Origin of the sequence: Chryseobacterium sp. C39-AII1 (assembly GCF_039672645.1) — a bacterium.
Classification (GTDB): Bacteria; Bacteroidota; Bacteroidia; order Flavobacteriales; family Weeksellaceae; genus Chryseobacterium.
In genome coordinates, this window is the sequence record NZ_JBDFPQ010000023.1 from 1 (window position 1) to 16,417 (window position 16,417).

Here is a 16,417-nt window from a genome sequence, read left to right on the forward strand (position 1 = left end):
GGCGCGGCTTCGCCGCGCCGCCCATACACAAAAAAATGAGCTCAAACAAATGCTGCAATCACGGCTAGGAAACTCAACATTCAATTATAATCTGTCTGAAAATTATATTTTCTGAAGCAATTCACGAGCTTTTTCACCTGCTTTTTTAATCAAATCAAAACTTTCAAAAGTCATATATTCAGCAAAAACAATTCTAAAACAATTTTTATAATCATTATGTACAGAAAATGTAGTTCCGGGAGTGAACAAAATTCTATTCTTCTCGCAATACTCATAAAATTGTTCCATATCAATTTCTTTTGGTAATTTCCCCCAAATACTGTAACCGCCTTCAGGCTCATGAAAACAAGAACCTTCTGGAAAATATGTTCTCAAAGCATTCAATAAAATCATTGCCTGCTGATTAAGCCTTTTCCTGAACAATCGTAAATGACGGTCATAACTATTTTTCATCAACAATTTTATCATTAATTCTTGATAGATCGGAGAAACCGTTCGTCCCAATGAAAACTTTGATTTCTCTGCCTGAGCATAAAACTTTCCTGCATTCAGCCAGCCTAAACGGATTCCTGGGCTCAAGGTTTTTGAAAAAGAAGAAACAGTCATTACAAAACCTTTTTTATCAAAACTTTTAATGCAAGTCGGTCTTTTTTCCGAAAAGTAGACATCGCCATAAATATCATTTTCAATAATCGGAATCTGAAACTCTCCAGCAAAATCAACCAAATATTCTTTAACCTCATCTCTCATCAAAATACCTGTCGGATTATGAAAATTGGGCGTTATAATCACCGCTTTTATAGGTTCAGTTTTACAAGCTTCCTTCAAATATTCAACATCAAATCCATGCTGCTCATTAATAGGAATTTCAACAACTTTAAGTTTTAAATTAGCCATAACTTCAAGCACAGAAAACACACACGGGCTTTCAACAGCCACCATATCGCCTTCATGGGTCACCGAATGCAAAGCAATAAACAAAGCCTGAAGTGCACCATCTGTAATAATAATTTCGTCTGAATTCATGTGGCAATTCAGCTTGTTCATTCGGTATGCAATTAAATTTATCAATTCCAAAGAACCATTTGGCGGATAATATCGAAGCAACGCAGAACCTTTTTCCCTAATAACTTCCTGCATCGTTCGAAGAATTAACTTTTGAGGAATTAAAATATCTCCCGGAGCGGCATTATTAAAGGAATTAACAGTTAATGGCTTATTTCTCGCCGATGTTAAAAGTATATTTTTATTGAAATTACTATCTTTAGAAATCTTCAACTGATTTTGTGATTGAAGAAAATTGTTATGTTGATACGCCACAACATATCCCGATCGAGGGTTGCTTTTCACCAAACCTTTAATGATTAAATATTCAAATCCACTTTGAACAGAGCTCATGCTCAAACCATATTTTGCTTTAATTTCCCGAACCGACGGCAATCGATCACCGTGATGAAATATTCCGGTTTTAATTTGTTCTTCAATAACAGAAGTAAAAATTTCATATTTATATTGCTGCATTTTCTCTAACTGTATTGAACAAATTTACAAAATCGAAATCTGTATCGATTATTTTTCCTAAAACTGTATCTATATTTTCCCTGAAAATCGACTTACATTTGATAAAAAGATTCATGGAAATAGTTTCAAAATTTACGGTAGGCTCGGATCAGGGAGTGAATGATTTTTTTGCAGTGGAAGAACCATTCTTTATCGCTCTGCATAAAGATTTTGTGGAAGAACAAAAAATTGAAGAATATATTGATGAACATTTTGATCATCGCCAAAAAATCAACGACCTGAATGACTTATCGATACAACTTATCATCACCTATCAAGATGAAAAACCGGTTGGATACAGCATTTTAAAGAGCGGTTCTGAATATCCTGAAATGCCCGAAGATAAAAGGGTAACGGAAATTCTTTTTGCCATTCTTCCTGAATATAATTCGGTTGAAGTACAGCAATCGCTTTGGAAGAAAACATTAAGTGCGGCTTCGTTTACAGATATTATTTGGATTAATATTTTTCAACATCATTATTTACTTAATTTTTTTAAAGATTTAGGTTTTGAAACTGTAAGAGAATCTCAAGGAGAACCTTTTTTGTTGGATTCTTATGTTTTAAGTTTAGAAAAATAAAATCAGTATATAAACGACAATACGAAATGCCAAAACTGGATTTCCAAACGTCTGAATAAAAAATATGGTTCTGGTTATAAAGCAAAAAAGCATCTATTTCAAGATGCTTTTTAATTTTTAATATGTATGGGAAATTACTTTTCTTTCAGTTTTTCTTTAAGTAAGGTATTTTCTGCTTTCAACTGTTCGTTAATACGCTTTTGAATATTTATTTCTTCTTCTAAAAGACGAATTTTTCTTTCTGAAATCTCCGAAAATTCTTTAAATTTTGCCTCATAACGATTCCCAAGGTCATCCAAAGCATCTTTATAGAGATTTACGAGTTTATCGTCATTCTCCAGCTTTTTACCTTCGTTATCCGCATCCATTCCCTCTACTTCGGCATCAATTTTTCGTCTTCCGAAAAACCATCCTGCCGAGCCTGTAACTATTAAGCTGAGAAAAGTTCCTATATTTTCTTTGAATAATTCAATCATGTTTTTTTAAGTTTAATTTATCTAATCATAGACGTAAATTTCAATTACTCCGAATTGTCCTACAATGTCTGTCGAGCTACTCGTTTCATCATTATTAAAAAGAATGAGAGATATTGCATCGTCTGACAATACATTCGTAAGGCAACCGTACGGATATTTTCTTCCTGATTGAATGTTGATTTTACTATTGATCCAAACTTTATCACTAGGAAAGGCTGCTTTAAGCTCTCCAGAATATACTCCAATATCGGTACGTTTCCATGTGATGTCTCCAAGCGTATTTTCTAACACCTTGAATTGAGGATCTAAATATCTATCCGCATACATTAATGCTTTATAGATTTTGTAAGCAGGTTTATTCAACCTCTCCTCAACCCATCTTTTTTGCACAAATGAGTTTTCTTGATAGTTATCTCCATAATAATCTGCCCCAACTAAACCAGCTCCTTTTGAATCTGCTTTTATTGCAATATATGGAAATTCATTTGATAGATTAATGTACTTTCGATCGTCATATAAGCCGTTATTAATAAAAACTTGAGTCGGATTTACACTTACACTAATATTATTTTTAGAGTTCAATTCTAAATAACCTTCGGAAGAAATAGAAAACTCGGCATCACCGCTAAATATTTTATGACCTTGATCTGCTGATAATTCAATATTTCCTGTAATTGGCTTTCCTATTTCTGTGCCAGCTAAGGGAATATATTCTTTCTTATTTTCAAGACCAAATGTTCCATCTGGTTTAGCCACAACATCTTTTGTAAATGAAGCATCTGCAGTGGGAAGTCTCAGAACCTGTAAACTTGTATCAAATCTTAACCATCTGTCTGCGAAGTTTCCTTCAATAAAATGTGTTTTATAATAATTATTATCTTTTCTTAAGAAGTTATTGATAATAAATTTATTACTCTGAAGACCAATTAACTCAATATTAGAACCAAGTATCAGGTTATTCTCTCCCCAAATGCCACTAGGATGACCAGATGTTCCACCTCCAATAACAACATTTGACGACCAAATCCCAGATCCACCTTTTCCCCAGTATTGTCCCGCCTGATAGCCTAAAAATGTATTGTTGCTACCTGCGATAAAGCACCCTGTCCATTTTCCCAGCATTGCGTTTCCGCTTCCTTCTTTAATTCCGTAACCCGATGAAACTCCTATTAAGGTGTTATCATTTCCTCCTGTAAGCCCTGTTGCAGCTTCAAGCCCCATCGCAACATTCGCTATCCCAGTGGTTACATCTTTACCCGCGTAATGCCCTACAATAGTATTAGATTCTCCTGTAGTTATTGATGGTAAGCAGTTATATCCTACGGCTATGTTGTATGTTCCGGTATGCTTTGGATTCATGTTTCCAAAAGAAAATGAATACGTGCTTTGATTAACCCCTAAAACACCATTTGTTCCTGGTTTTCCTTTTTCCGAACCTGATTCGATAAAAGCAATGCCCTTAGGAGAATAATTATTTCGGTTAACTACTGTTGCCAAAGTCTCATCCTGTAAAAGGTCTGTAGTAGTAACTCCAGCTTCCCTTTTGATGTAAAATTTCCCATCTATCGATGGTTTGTCAACTTTATTATTCAAAGAAGCCTGCAGACCTTCCACCATCCCAATGGTGACATTAGAAATTCCTGTGGGCAGATAATTATTTTTATCTGTTTTTTCGCCCCCTTTGAACATATAAAGAGAATAATTTTCATTATTTACTGGGATGGCTATAAAATCATTATCTTCGAATACATATGCCGCCGAATTTGCGGCAAAGTCTGAAATACTTGTCTCTGAAGATTCAACAAGCGTTGTAATACCTAATGCTTCAATCTTTTCGGCTAAAATATTTCCATCGTCATCGGTGTAATCATCATAAGACATAAACATGTCATTGCTTTGACCTTTGGTATAAACATTTCCGAATTCAGAAATACTTCCAGACTCATCGTAAGCGTCTACTGTCGCGATATTAGTGGGAAGATCTCCAACTCCTAGAGTCGTTTTCCAAGACTGAATATTTTCGTTGTTTAAATTGGATGCATCTCTTTTAGCCAAATAATTGGCATGAGAATCTGGATTGGAAACATGCGTTTCAAAAATAGCTTTATCGGCCTTATTCTGTAGTAGATTATCTAGTCCCGCAATTTTAGTTGTAGGGATAGATTCGTCTTTATGCCAGAACGAAGACCAGGATGCCTGAAATTGCTCCTGGGTGGGAAAATCTCCGGTTTCGAAATAGCTGTATATGATGTTTAATGGTATTGACATTTTAATTTTATATTATTACTAATTAATTTACTTAGACTTTGCTCTAAATTTTATATAACTCAACGATATTAGCACTAGCACCTGTACGACCTGCCGTGTTTTGATTATACATTCCAAAAGCAACGGCCCCTGTATATCCTATTTTAGTAGATATAAAAACCTGATTATTAGAAGAGATAATAGTTGTCCAGTTGCCACCACGACGTATAAATATTGCAGTTACTGAAAATGTTGTATCAGTAGTTCCAATCATTGAGGAGGAAGTGTCTGGATAAATTTTAGCCATAGGATACCAATAGCTTTGTACTAATCTTACATTCACTATTGTCTGATTTAAAAGATCTACCTGATTTTCTGTATTAACCAATCCTACAAAATGTGTCATACTTCCATTTGCAGAATTTATAATTGCTGTTTGCCCTGTAATCTCCACGGTCATATAAAAATCTTCGTCTGCTCCTACAAGCTCATTTGTTTTTCGAGCCGCAATAAAAGAAGAATCATCACTTCCTTGTTTAACATTAAAATCACTACTATAAGTAACGGACGAACCAGATTCCGTAATCCCAGGGGAAGAAGCATCGTTATAAATTTTCTTTGACCAAACAATGCTGTTCAAATCAACCCTTTGAATATTATCAACAACATTTATTAAAAAGTTAGTTAAATAATATGCAACCCCATTCCATAATCTAATTTTATAAGATCCGAGCGGTATATCTTTAAAATTGTAGTAAAAAGTTAAATCTATTCCATTAGTATATAACTGAACCTGTGATGCAGGAATCTCGGCAATAACTGTTGCTGTTGCTGCTGAGATACTATTCTGTGTACAAAGTTCTACTTTAAAATTGGTGGGTGGCAAATTTAGATTTGCACCTTTGAGATTAATCCAATAGTTTTTATCTTTTGCATCTACAATAGGAGGTGTAATTACTGCCACACTCATGGTTCCGGTTGTCCACCCTCCATTCATTTTGGTTTTCCATAATGCTTTATCAGCATCAGAAAGCTGATCAGGGATTTGTAAAAACTCAGAGGCTAAATCTTCTTTCATTAAGATTTTCTTCCTCACACTTCCACTATCAGTAGCATAAAAACCTTTGTTATAATATGTAATTTGGTTTGTTACAATCTCATTATTTTCATCCAGAATAACTCCTTTCGAACGTAATTTTCCTGTTAAATGAAGTTGTTCAGAGGGTGCTGTTGTACCAATACCTAATTTTCCAGCATTGTTATACACATTAGACTCTCTAAAATCACCACCATTCCATTGAAGTAGATAATTAGAAGCTGGAGATATTGAAGCATAAACAGGAACAGACCCTAAGCTACGAATAAAAAAACTACCATTTCCTGAAGGTTTATCCATTTTTTCATTCAAAGAAGCCTGCAGCCCTTCCACCATTCCAATGGTTACATTAGAAATCCCTGTGGGCAGATAATTATTTTTATCTGTTTTTTCGCCTCCTTTGAACATGTAAAGAGAATAATTTTCACTACTTACCGGAATGGCTATAAAATCATTATCTTCAAATACATACGCCGCTGAATTTGCGGCAAAGTCTAAAATACTTGTCTCTGAAGATTCAACAAGCGTTGTAATACCTAATGCTTCAATCTTTTCGGCTAAAATATTTCCATCGTCATCGGTGTAATCATCATAAGACATAAACATGTCATTGCTTTGACCTTTGGTATAAACATTTCCGAATTCAGAAATACTTCCAGCCTCATCGTAAGCGTCTACTGTCGCGATATTAGTCGGAAGATCTCCAACTCCTAAAGTCGTTTTCCAAGACTGAATATTTTCATTGTTTAAATTAGATGCATCTCTTTTAGCCAAATAATTGGCATGAGAATCAGGGTTGGAAACATGGGTTTCAAAAATAGCTTTATCCGCCTTATTCTGAAGTAGATTATCTAGTCCCGCAATTTTAGTTGTAGGGATAGATTCGTCTTTATGCCAGAACGAAGACCAGGATGCCTGAAATTGTTCCTGGGTGGGAAAATCTCCGGTTTCGAAATAGCTGTATATGGTGTTTAATGGTATTGACATTTTACTGGAAATTTGGTTCGATATATAATGCTATTCTTGAAGGCTGAATATTGTTATGAGGCTGATTCGCCCCTCCAGAACCAATATATTGAGTATATTCATTACCTCCTTGTTTGCTTAATCCGTTTCTATTTCCGGTTCCTACTTTTTCTAAACCGAGCTGAAAAGACATACTGAAATTAGGTAACTCCGCTCTTGACAAAGTATGGGTTTTAGATCCAACATCACCACCCAACACACTAAATTCTAATTCATTAGGATTCCATCCAACAATAGTTTTACCTCTAAAATCAAGGCACTCTTTCCAACCAGCAGGAATTTCCGACACGGGTTTTCTCCACGGCATTACAATACCTCCGTTAATAATTGGAGCTGTCTTCAATTCCAACATAGCCACTCTTTGTGCCAAAGCGCTTACATCTGGTTGAGATGCCATATTATTAACTTTTGCCTGCAAATCTCTTAAAGTATCTAATTTTACAAACTCAGACCACAAATAATTATTGGTACCCGTTCCTTGTCCAAATTTCACCTCTCTTTTTTCAATCAAAATCTTAGATTGTTGATCTTCGAAAGTTTTAGGAACATCGGTTTGATGGATATACACAGTCGAAAAAACTGTTCCTCCTTCGAAATTATATAGTTTTCCGTCTATGGCTACAATTCCTGGGTTCACCTGCGAGCCTACGGTTTCACAGCCCATTAAAATGGTTTTGTTACCAGCAAGATCTCCAAGCACTTCAAAGATCTCATAAGCTTCCTCAATTAAAGCCATCAAATCATTGGTAAGCGGCACACCGCCTGTCTGTAAAAATTTGAAGTTATATTTCATATTAATATTCTTTTGTTTGTATTTGATACCTTTTTGAAGGCAGTTTATAAAAATCGATATCGGCTTTTAGCTGGTCTATATTGATTAATGAATTATTCGGATTGTTGGCATCTACTGGTATTTGCACAATAAAATCATATTCACTAAAAAGCTCTGCCTCTGTTCTTAGATACAGCGGATTTGAATCTCCAAAAAGCCATCTCGTTTTTGGGGTATATTGCCCACCTGAATTCGCAGGATTTGATGGATCATTTTCAGCTTCTGTATACAGATAAACACCATCATACAAAACAGCTTTTATAATTTTGATTCTTTTATCTACTCGATCATATTTGTAGTTTAGAATCTTTTCAAGAGAAAACTTCTGATAATTATAATTCATTTTCAGAAGGTTAAATTTTCTTTCTTCCATGAAGTTTTTATAGAGATCTTCTATACAAAAAATCAAAACAGAAATTAAATTCATCACCGATCTTGTTCTCCAGAATGTAAACAACCACCAGTTGGCAAGTTTTTTAAAATCGATTAAAAATAATTTATCATTCATAATTACTGTGCCTGATAGTTGATGTACGTAATCCCACTCCAATCCTCCTGATATTCCGGAGCATTGGGATCGCTTGATTGTCTTAATGTAAAGCTTCCGGAACTCGGAATTCTGCTGATTTCGATGGGTTGAAATTGCCCATATCCTGTAGATCCCGCTTCAATCCATTTAGTAGAAACTTCGATATTTAATAAGTCTGTAACTCCTTCTACCGCCAAGATGGCAGCTTCGAGTTTCTGAACGCTTAATTCTCCGTTAAAAGGAAGATTCTTTAAAAATCTTTTGATAGCATCTTGTACAGGATACCTCATTGTTCTGATGCTTCTACCATCACCGAAAAGAACTCCCGGATTATAGCAGACTTTAAATCTTAATCTTAAAATATCTGGTCTGTAGTTTACAATCGTAATATTATCTCCAGCAGCCTGAATTTCTTCTATATAAGCTCTAAATGCCTGCCCTACATCATCACTCACCGGAACAATCTCATCATTTTCTTCTGTTGAAATTTTCATAGAGATTTTGGAGGTAGTGGCAGCTTTTGTAACTGCAACATATTTAATTACTTTCGATTTTTCGATATCTTCCAACGTAGCATCTACCATTTCGCCATCTTCATTTTCATATTGTGGCGAAAACTGATCACTTTCCGGAAGTAAGCTGAAACCATATTGAAATCTAAGAGCCTGATTTCTGTACCATCTTAAAGTAGGTACTTTTTGCTCCTGAATCATGGTTTCTATTTCCTTTAAATGAAGTTTACAAGCTTCCTGAAAATTCCAGATTACAAAAGCTACGGTCTCGAATATCTTTTTCCAGAATGAGGTTTTGGATGATGTATTGAGACTTTGCAGATCCGGATTTTCATTTTTTAAATCAAGGATCTGATTAATTATTTCCTGAAGCGTTTTATTCATCTTAACTTACTTTAAAAGTATTTCCTAATTGCATAAACCCAATACCCTTCAATGTTGGCAATTGGCTTTCTTGTTCTAATGTTGTACCCGTGGCGGGCTTTATTTTTTTTGATGCATAATAATTAATGACATCGTTATTTTTTTCCATTTCATCAGGTATTGTTAATGTTACTCCTGATGTAAGAAAATCGGAAACCGACATTCCGTTTGCAATGGCAATATCAAAGCATTTCTGAACGTCTCCTGTATACTGTATCGCGATATCTAAAATTGATTGCCTGTTTAATACTTTAATCTCCATAATCTGCGTCTATGTTTATTTCAAGGTCTTCACCAATTTTAATCCCGTTTACCGTCATTCCGTCTGCATAAAATTCCTGACGAATTTCTCTTGCCAGCTCTTCGGGGCCATCATGCTCCAAATATCTCCTTACGCCTACTCCGTTTTTAGGGAAAAGTTTTATTTCACCTTTATCCGCCAAAAGCAACGTTCTCTGATGTTCGTAAGTGCTTTCTCCGAATACAAAGTCTCCATTTGCAAACTGCAGTTCAAAATTTTCATTTAAAAGAATATCTACTGGCATATTATGTCATTTTTCCTGTTCCTGTTCCCGTTTGTGCAGCTGCGGTACCTGTGGTGGCTACGGTTACGTTTACCTGTCCCGCTTTTACAAAATCTTTTATTGCACTTGCCATTTTTTCAGCAATTCTGGTTCTTGAAGATGCTGCACTTTGCTCTTCATTTGCCTCATCGCTCATTATTTTAAGCAACGCATTTACAAGTATTGGTTCTGCTATATCTAAACTCATTTTAAAAGCGATTTAAATTCATTTTTAAGATTGCTAAAATCTACACTGTTGATCAGATTGATTGTAGGACCATAATTGGTGGTAAATTTCATTTGCAAAATGGCATCGAATAATTTATCAACTAATTCAGCAAAATTTTTTCCATTGGCCTCAAGGTGAACTTTATCACTCAGCTCAAGATTGGTATTTCCTACCTTCCAATAGAATTTTTCTACCTCATCACAAGCAATCACCATCCAATCTTCATCATCTTCAACCCGAATGGCTAAAACATAGCTTCCTACTTTCGGAATCTGAATAAAACTTTTATTCCCAGTAAGAACAGGTCTTAGTCTTACATCGAAGTACTCCTGATCATCTTCATCAATTAAAATACAGATGGCTTTATTTTCATCCACAGACTTCACTTTTGCAATATTGCTTACTGCGGGCGCATGTGAACTTGCAATCTGTTTTAATCCTTCTCTTATATATTCTGGTGTTGCCATTATGTTTGCATTAAAAATCCTAGTGTTACGGTTTGTCTTCCTCCTGAAGCTCCAAATTCTCCGCTTACGCTTTCGATGAAATATTGCCCGGATTTGTCGGGATACATTCCGCCGTCAAGCTCTAAAACCATTCCTTTCACGGCATAAGGTTCTAAAAACAATGTAATATTCCCTTCATAACCTTTGTAGTTTTCTTTGGTTTGTAAGCGATTGGCAATTTGTTTTAAAAACTCAGCAGGAATTCCGGCTTTTACTTTCAAACTTTTCTGAGCAGATGATTTTTGTTGATCTGATTTTGTTTTGTTTACCACGCCTTTATCATCTTTTTCTTTAATGACAATTTGGGTACTTTTATCTACAGATTTCTGATTAAATTCATCATCTTTTACTGTATTCCAGCCTATTTTTACCTTTACTCTATCTTGTACTTTCCCAAAAACGGTTCCTACATAAATTTCATTCATATTAAAATAGACCGCCAGCTTACATTCATCTTTCAGCCATTCCAATACTTTAATTCCGCTTACGTTTTTAAACCTTACATTTTTTAAAGGGATTTCCGGAACTTTTTTAGAAACTAAAATTCCCGTTCCTACAACAAGATCATCCAAAAGCTTCTTTACTGTAACAGATGAATAACTTTTATCGAAAATAACATCGTAAAGCTTATATCCATAGCCTTCACATTCAATCTTTACGGGAATTCCCATATTGACTCTTTTTATAAAACCTTCGAAACGTGGTTTATTATCATTATTATATCCCAAAGAAACACTTACCTTATCACCTTCTTTAAAAGCATAGCCTTTTCTTTCACTACTTTCACGCTCTCTATTAAGATCCTGAGTTTCTAATTTATCTGTTTTCAGATAACTAATTCTTGGCAGCTCAATGGTACAAGAATCAATGAAAGAGCCAACTTCGCTTTTCCAGGTGACTTTACTGGCTTTTATGTTTTTTGTATCTTTAATCGAGATATCACTTGTTAGTATTAGCATTATTTGGTACTTCTAAATCTTTAACATCTGCAATAAAATCACTTTCACAGGTAAGCGTAAAGGGTCTTATCCAGTGCGCTTTGCCTTGTACTTCCGGAAACTCTAATGATGTGATTGCCACTCTATTGCTCTTTTCTAAAAACAATTCAGGATATCCTCCGTTAAGAGAAACCGGTTCTCCTGTTTCGAAGATAGTTTTGAGTTTTGAAATATCATCTTCCGGAACTGTTCTTCCTTTACCAATTAAAAAACCACGGATAGTAAATTTGTAATCATCAATGTTGAACATTTCCTTTACGGTTCCTTTTCTTTCACTTACAGCTGTTCTTACAATTGTTTTGCTAAGGTTAACAGCAATTGTGCAAGCATCAATTATCAAAGGATCATTAGCATTACCATTAATTCTAAACTCTGCAGGAAACCAAATATCCTGACCTTTAGTTGTAACCCTGTTAAATGCAATTCCTGCTTTATTATTACGAATCTTTCCCCTGTGTTTATTTGCTGATTCTCCGGAGCCCACTGTAATTTCATTATCTTTAAAGCCTGAATCTGGAATATGATAAGGTGTCTTCGAAAAATAAGTTTTATATAATTCTGCTAAATCAAATTGTGTGTACATACTATTACATTACTTTTGCTCCGTTATATAGAACACGTCCTAGGCATTCCATTACTATACTTTCTAACTGATCGGAAGTTTCTCCGGAATTCAAGGTATTAAACTGAATGGTTTCGAAGAATTTTCCTAAGGTGATATTGATTGTTTTTTGTCCGCCACCCGAAACTGTACTTCCCGTTTCCTGAGATTTTGCAGCGTTACTTCTTCTGGTATCTTCAGACCTGTTAATGGTTGGTTTTCCTCCTCCCGTTAAGTCCGCTTTTGCTGGCCCTGCCGCTTTTTGAAAACCTTTTACCTTCGCATCCTGATCTTTCATTCCGTTTAAAAGATCTGCATTGGCTTTAATTTCCGTTGTCTTAGTGACTTTTATTTCTTCACCAGTTATCAGCTCTTTTGCCCATCGGTATGCACTTTCGATTCCATCCAAAATAGGCCGTAAAATATTATTCCAAACCCATTTAAGCTTATCTGCAACCCAGCCTATCACCTGAAATACAACTCCTAAAATTCCATAAACAGCAGCAAAAACATCTTTTATCAATTCACTATTTGCAATCCAAGTAATAAGTCCAGAAACAATACTCCATACCGCATCAAAAACTCCTCCCAATGTCTCCCAAACCGTTGAAAGAAAACCTTGAGCAATTTCTACGTATCCCGACCAAGTATCTGTACCATCTCCCAGACCTGTAATAAATTCTACAGCTTGCCCAAGTGCATTTGCAACAATATCAATATAAGGTTGTACGGCAGTTAATGCAGGAGCAAAACCTTCAGTAAATTTTAAACCAATATCCAAAACCTGCGAAATAATAGGGGTGAAAGCTGAACCAATCTCCGTGAGAGCAATCATTCCCCTTTCTTTAATATTATCCCATTTGCCGGTAACTGTATTGTTTGCTTTTTCGGTTGCACCTTCGTATAATCCGCCTTTTCCTTTGGCATCTTCAAATGATTTTGACAAAGTAGCGTAGTCTACACCTCCTTTGAATTGGTCTGCGCCTTTTCCTGTAGAAGCAGATAACATTCCGTAAACATCAATCCCTGATGCTTCTAGTTGTTTAAGCTGATCACTAGACGCCTTACCACTGCTTTTAATATCTTTCATTTGATCAGAAAGCTTTGTAAGCTCAGATGCTCCGCCGCCGGTAGCAGTAACTGCATTTGCCAAATTCATCACTTCTTCTCTGGCTTTTTGAGCATCTCCGCCTACAGAAAGTAAAGCTTTATTTGCCTCCAGTAATTCTGGAAGTTGGAAAGGTGAATTTCCTGCATCCGTTGCAATGTTTTTATAGATTGCATTAGCATCCTGCCCTTTACCTACTACATTGGATATCCCTAAAACATCCTGCTCTTTTTGAATACCTCCTGAAATAGCAGCGATAGCTCCATCTTTAAGAATACCTCCGATTGCCGCACCTACTCCTGCAAGTGGAGCAAGCATTCCTGCTAGAGAGAAACCTCCGCCCTCACCTCCTCTCCCTCCTTGAGAAGGATGATTGTCTGCACGGGCTTGAAATCTTGATAGTCGAGCCCTTAATTCGGAAATCTCAGCTGGATTTGTCGCACGGTTTAAACGTTCTTGGTGATCACTAATATTAGCTTGGATATCGTTGAAGCTTCTTATTCTAGCAGCAGGACGAGGAATTACTCCCAACGCCATTTTTGCAAAATTCTTAACATTACTATAGCCCGTTGTTATTGAATTTTTAAAATCTCCATAGATATTTTTAATTCCAGAAGTTATATTTGAAGGTAAATCTTTAAGAGATAGTATTGCACTATCAAAGCTCTTTTTTATATTTTGACGTAGCTGTGTTCCTCCTTGCTTTATATCACCTACAACTTCACTCCAAGAAGCAATTATATCTCTCTTTGCTACTGCAGAAGCTAATTTAATTGCTTCCAGTGGGCTCGTAAAGAGATTAGTCATTTGATTAATTCTTTGAATTAATGCTGCATTATCATCCATATTTTAAAATTTTCTTTCGCCCTGTTTTTTCCAAATTTCCAAGGCTATTCCGGTGCGATAGAAAAATTTTTCATCACCCCAATTCTTTAACGCATCGGCTCCAAACTGCATACTTCCAAAAACAATCAAGAACTCTATTCCTTCGGTCTGTTTATCAGAGAAAGACTGGCTTCCTCTTTCGCTAAGCACGAAAAAAGTCGGCCTTCTTACTCTCTAAAATGTTATTCATCTGTAAGAATACAGCGATGAAGCAATCTTCGTCTTCGATCAACTGATAATCTCCTTCAATCCAAAGTTGTTCTACAATCATGGCAACGGCTTTACTCATCCCGTTGGAGCCAATGGCTGTAAGATAATCTCCCAAATCATCTGCTTTTGGTGGACGGAGCACGGCAAGGAAGTCATCCACCTTTAAATAAATAAGGTCTCTGTTGCCGTACTCTTTCTTCCACTCATCTAATTTTTTTGCAGTATATCTTTCCTCGAAAGGTGTAAGATCTTTTACTACAGATTTTTTAGATTCTTTGGTTTTCTTTTCTTCTTTAGACTTTCTGTTATTGAAAATCTCTTGTAACTTTTCGTTTGCCATTTTATTTTTTGTTTATTGTTTTTGTTTGATTATTTAAATTCTCTGTTCATTGCGATATAAGGAAGAGAAACTTCTCTATTTTTCGCACCTTGTTCCATTTCGAAACCATCTTCGGTGAACTGAACTCCAGACATAGTAATCGTTGTTAAAGGATCTGAAGAGTTTCTTCTGTATGAAATAAGAATTGTAATAAGCTCGTGAGGAACCTCTGTAATGTCATCATAACCGGCTGCTTTAGCGGCTCTGTTTAATGCATCTGCTTCAAAACCTAAGACTTTGATGCTTCCTTCGTACTTTTTGTTTCCTCTCATGATATCGATAGGCTGATCTCCAGCGCCATAGATATGTTCAGATTCAACAGTTTTCTTTACAGAGAAGCCTCTAAGCCCCTTGATAGTCTTTGCTAGTAATTTAACCTCAAAATTAGACCATGCACATTCTGATGATGTAATATTAATATTAGCCATGTTTTAAATTAAAGTGTTTGTGTTAATCCCATATTCAATACAATCCAAGTCATATAACCTAAAGGTTGGATTTGAATTTGCTTTTCAAGGGTACTTGTGTTGATTAAGTCTTGTTCTACAGGAACTACTACCTGTGCTCCACTGATTTGCCCTGCCATATTTGCTAAAAGCTGAGATCTTGTAACTTCTTCTAGGTAAGCAGCATCTGCATCGTTTAGTTTTCCTTCAGCAGTCATTCTTACAGAAGATTCTAAGAACGGAGTATCTGTAGCTGTAGAAATTCTTTGCGCCTTGTCGATCAATCTTCCATGAACTAAAGTTCTGAAATCGTCTGTACCAGCCATTTTATCTACGCTGAAATAGTAACCTGCAGCTCCCTCTCTTGTATGGAATGTAATGTAACCTGCGTCTGTAAATTTGTCTAGTTTTTCAACGATAATTTCGTCTACTTTTTCCTTTCCAACGTAGGCCTCGGTAATGCTTAATGCACCGTTTTGTCCGTCTCCGATTTTTACATGAGCAGGATATTTACAAGCTCTCGCCAAAACCAACGCTACAGATGCAGAACCATCTTTCTTTGAACCTCCAAGCACAATCCCTGCGAAAGTATTTTCAACAGATTTTGGCTCGAAAGAAGACAATACAGTCTCGTCTAATACTCTACCTTCGATGAAAAGCCTTACCGGTTTATTAATCGACTGTTGGTACTGAGCCAACGCTTTCGAAGCAACCAATGCATCTTTAGAATCTTCATCTAAAAAGCCAGCTGCCGGAACGTAAGCTGCATTAGGTTTTCTGCAAACCCCTACTAAATTTACTCTACCGTTAGAAACTTTAAGAAGTTTTTTCACCCCTTCTTCGTTCGTACTTTTAACGGCATCTTCCATGGTTACGGTATCTTCTGTTCCTAAGATCCATAATTCTTGGCTACCACCTAGCTCCTGATAAAATTCGTTAATTGCCTGAAACAAAAACGGTTCGTCTTGTTCTGTGTATCCTTTTGTTTGAGCATCTGCTGGTGAATAAACTGTCTGTACTTTACCAATATTGGCTTCTAAGTAAGCAGTTCCCACGATTCCTGCAACGCCGTCCATTACTTGAACCTGACGAAGTAAGTTGCCTGAAGCCACATTTGCTTTTACTTTCGGTGTTCCATTTCCTTGTGACATTTTTAATTATTTTTTAAAAAGTTGTTGTATTTTTTTGATCAGAAATCTATTTTCTGCTC

Annotated in this window: 19 protein-coding genes; 1 reads left to right on the forward strand and 18 read right to left on the reverse strand. The window is 35.9% G+C overall.

Annotation, left to right across the window (positions count from 1 at the left end; translation table 11 throughout):
* Positions 1-102: 102 nt before the first annotated feature.
* Positions 103-1,521 (reverse strand): PLP-dependent aminotransferase family protein, encoded by a 1,419-nt coding sequence (locus ABEG63_RS20150; protein WP_346587167.1) that lies wholly within the window; start codon positions 1,519-1,521, stop codon positions 103-105.
* Between the two features lie 113 nt (positions 1,522-1,634).
* Here ABEG63_RS20150 and ABEG63_RS20155 point away from each other — a divergent pair, with 113 nt between their 5' ends.
* Positions 1,635-2,141, forward strand: a complete 507-nt coding sequence (locus ABEG63_RS20155; protein WP_346587169.1) for a hypothetical protein — start codon at positions 1,635-1,637, stop codon at positions 2,139-2,141.
* Between the two features lie 134 nt (positions 2,142-2,275).
* Here ABEG63_RS20155 and ABEG63_RS20160 read toward each other — a convergent pair whose 3' ends face one another.
* Genes ABEG63_RS20160 through ABEG63_RS20240 form a run of 17 tightly spaced genes read right to left on the reverse strand, consistent with a single transcriptional unit; the run spans position 2,276 to position 16,358 of the window.
* Positions 2,276-2,617: a hypothetical protein gene (locus ABEG63_RS20160; RefSeq protein ID WP_346587170.1), complete on the reverse strand. Its 342-nt coding sequence runs from the start codon at positions 2,615-2,617 to the stop codon at positions 2,276-2,278.
* Between the two features lie 21 nt (positions 2,618-2,638).
* On the reverse strand, positions 2,639-4,885 hold the full coding sequence (locus ABEG63_RS20165; RefSeq protein ID WP_346587172.1) for a hypothetical protein: 2,247 nt from the start codon (positions 4,883-4,885) through the stop codon (positions 2,639-2,641).
* A gap of 43 nt (positions 4,886-4,928) precedes the next feature.
* Positions 4,929-6,947: a hypothetical protein gene (locus ABEG63_RS20170; protein WP_346587174.1), complete on the reverse strand. Its 2,019-nt coding sequence runs from the start codon at positions 6,945-6,947 to the stop codon at positions 4,929-4,931.
* A 1-nt stretch (position 6,948) separates the two neighbouring features.
* Positions 6,949-7,779, reverse strand: coding sequence for a hypothetical protein (locus tag ABEG63_RS20175; protein WP_346587175.1), 831 nt, complete (start codon positions 7,777-7,779; stop codon positions 6,949-6,951).
* 1 nt (position 7,780) lies between these two features.
* Positions 7,781-8,326 (reverse strand): hypothetical protein, encoded by a 546-nt coding sequence (locus ABEG63_RS20180; RefSeq protein WP_267402804.1) that lies wholly within the window; start codon positions 8,324-8,326, stop codon positions 7,781-7,783.
* A 2-nt stretch (positions 8,327-8,328) separates the two neighbouring features.
* Complete coding sequence (locus tag ABEG63_RS20185) at positions 8,329-9,243, reverse strand: nucleotidyltransferase (protein ID WP_267402803.1); 915 nt, start codon at positions 9,241-9,243, stop codon at positions 8,329-8,331.
* Between the two features lies 1 nt (position 9,244).
* Positions 9,245-9,544 (reverse strand): hypothetical protein, encoded by a 300-nt coding sequence (locus ABEG63_RS20190; RefSeq protein ID WP_267402802.1) that lies wholly within the window; start codon positions 9,542-9,544, stop codon positions 9,245-9,247.
* Positions 9,534-9,827 carry a hypothetical protein gene (locus ABEG63_RS20195; protein ID WP_312398805.1) on the reverse strand — a complete coding sequence of 98 codons (294 nt, stop codon included), beginning with the start codon at positions 9,825-9,827 and terminating at the stop codon, positions 9,534-9,536. Before ABEG63_RS20195 ends, ABEG63_RS20190 begins: the two co-directional genes overlap by 11 nt.
* Position 9,828: 1 nt before the next feature.
* On the reverse strand, positions 9,829-10,053 hold the full coding sequence (locus tag ABEG63_RS20200) for a hypothetical protein (RefSeq protein ID WP_312398806.1): 225 nt from the start codon (positions 10,051-10,053) through the stop codon (positions 9,829-9,831).
* On the reverse strand, positions 10,050-10,541 hold the full coding sequence (locus ABEG63_RS20205) for a hypothetical protein (protein ID WP_346587178.1): 492 nt from the start codon (positions 10,539-10,541) through the stop codon (positions 10,050-10,052). The genes ABEG63_RS20200 and ABEG63_RS20205 overlap by 4 nt, the downstream gene beginning before the upstream one ends.
* A complete protein-coding gene (locus ABEG63_RS20210) occupies positions 10,541-11,539 on the reverse strand; it encodes a hypothetical protein (RefSeq protein WP_267402798.1) in 999 nt (332 codons plus the stop codon). The genes ABEG63_RS20205 and ABEG63_RS20210 overlap by 1 nt, the downstream gene beginning before the upstream one ends.
* Entirely contained in the window at positions 11,520-12,161 is a 642-nt protein-coding gene (locus ABEG63_RS20215) for a DUF6046 domain-containing protein (RefSeq protein ID WP_267402797.1), read from the reverse strand. The genes ABEG63_RS20210 and ABEG63_RS20215 overlap by 20 nt, the downstream gene beginning before the upstream one ends.
* A 4-nt stretch (positions 12,162-12,165) precedes the next feature.
* The gene (locus ABEG63_RS20220; protein WP_346587180.1) at positions 12,166-14,133 is read right to left on the reverse strand and encodes a tape measure protein; all 1,968 of its coding nucleotides are present in this window, start codon (positions 14,131-14,133) and stop codon (positions 12,166-12,168) included.
* A gap of 3 nt (positions 14,134-14,136) precedes the next feature.
* Positions 14,137-14,322 (reverse strand): hypothetical protein, encoded by a 186-nt coding sequence (locus tag ABEG63_RS20225; protein WP_267402795.1) that lies wholly within the window; start codon positions 14,320-14,322, stop codon positions 14,137-14,139.
* Positions 14,315-14,722, reverse strand: a complete 408-nt coding sequence (locus tag ABEG63_RS20230; protein WP_312398821.1) for a hypothetical protein — start codon at positions 14,720-14,722, stop codon at positions 14,315-14,317. Before ABEG63_RS20230 ends, ABEG63_RS20225 begins: the two co-directional genes overlap by 8 nt.
* A gap of 29 nt (positions 14,723-14,751) precedes the next feature.
* Positions 14,752-15,189 carry a hypothetical protein gene (locus ABEG63_RS20235; protein WP_267402793.1) on the reverse strand — a complete coding sequence of 146 codons (438 nt, stop codon included), beginning with the start codon at positions 15,187-15,189 and terminating at the stop codon, positions 14,752-14,754.
* A gap of 8 nt (positions 15,190-15,197) precedes the next feature.
* Complete coding sequence (locus ABEG63_RS20240; protein ID WP_346587183.1) at positions 15,198-16,358, reverse strand: DUF2586 family protein; 1,161 nt, start codon at positions 16,356-16,358, stop codon at positions 15,198-15,200.
* Positions 16,359-16,417 lie beyond the last annotated feature (59 nt).

Bases quoted from the DNA above. Each gene is read 5' to 3' on its own strand.
- ABEG63_RS20160 (WP_346587170.1), bottom strand. From the start codon at position 2,617: ATGATTGAATTATTCAAAGAAAATATAGGAACTTTTCTCAGCTTAATA.
- ABEG63_RS20215 (WP_267402797.1), bottom strand. From the start codon at position 12,161: ATGTACACACAATTTGATTTAGCAGAATTATATAAAACTTATTTTTCG.
- ABEG63_RS20185 (WP_267402803.1), bottom strand. From the start codon at position 9,243: ATGAATAAAACGCTTCAGGAAATAATTAATCAGATCCTTGATTTAAAA.
- ABEG63_RS20200 (WP_312398806.1), bottom strand. From the start codon at position 10,053: ATGAGTTTAGATATAGCAGAACCAATACTTGTAAATGCGTTGCTTAAA.
- ABEG63_RS20240 (WP_346587183.1), bottom strand. From the start codon at position 16,358: ATGTCACAAGGAAATGGAACACCGAAAGTAAAAGCAAATGTGGCTTCA.
- ABEG63_RS20165 (WP_346587172.1), bottom strand. From the start codon at position 4,885: ATGTCAATACCATTAAACATCATATACAGCTATTTCGAAACCGGAGAT.
- ABEG63_RS20155 (WP_346587169.1), top strand. From the start codon at position 1,635: ATGGAAATAGTTTCAAAATTTACGGTAGGCTCGGATCAGGGAGTGAAT.
- ABEG63_RS20190 (WP_267402802.1), bottom strand. From the start codon at position 9,544: ATGGAGATTAAAGTATTAAACAGGCAATCAATTTTAGATATCGCGATA.
- ABEG63_RS20195 (WP_312398805.1), bottom strand. From the start codon at position 9,827: ATGCCAGTAGATATTCTTTTAAATGAAAATTTTGAACTGCAGTTTGCA.
- ABEG63_RS20175 (WP_346587175.1), bottom strand. From the start codon at position 7,779: ATGAAATATAACTTCAAATTTTTACAGACAGGCGGTGTGCCGCTTACC.
- ABEG63_RS20235 (WP_267402793.1), bottom strand. From the start codon at position 15,189: ATGGCTAATATTAATATTACATCATCAGAATGTGCATGGTCTAATTTT.
- ABEG63_RS20220 (WP_346587180.1), bottom strand. From the start codon at position 14,133: ATGGATGATAATGCAGCATTAATTCAAAGAATTAATCAAATGACTAAT.
- ABEG63_RS20205 (WP_346587178.1), bottom strand. From the start codon at position 10,541: ATGGCAACACCAGAATATATAAGAGAAGGATTAAAACAGATTGCAAGT.
- ABEG63_RS20150 (WP_346587167.1), bottom strand. From the start codon at position 1,521: ATGCAGCAATATAAATATGAAATTTTTACTTCTGTTATTGAAGAACAA.
- ABEG63_RS20230 (WP_312398821.1), bottom strand. From the start codon at position 14,722: ATGGCAAACGAAAAGTTACAAGAGATTTTCAATAACAGAAAGTCTAAA.
- ABEG63_RS20170 (WP_346587174.1), bottom strand. From the start codon at position 6,947: ATGTCAATACCATTAAACACCATATACAGCTATTTCGAAACCGGAGAT.
- ABEG63_RS20210 (WP_267402798.1), bottom strand. From the start codon at position 11,539: ATGCTAATACTAACAAGTGATATCTCGATTAAAGATACAAAAAACATA.
- ABEG63_RS20180 (WP_267402804.1), bottom strand. From the start codon at position 8,326: ATGAATGATAAATTATTTTTAATCGATTTTAAAAAACTTGCCAACTGG.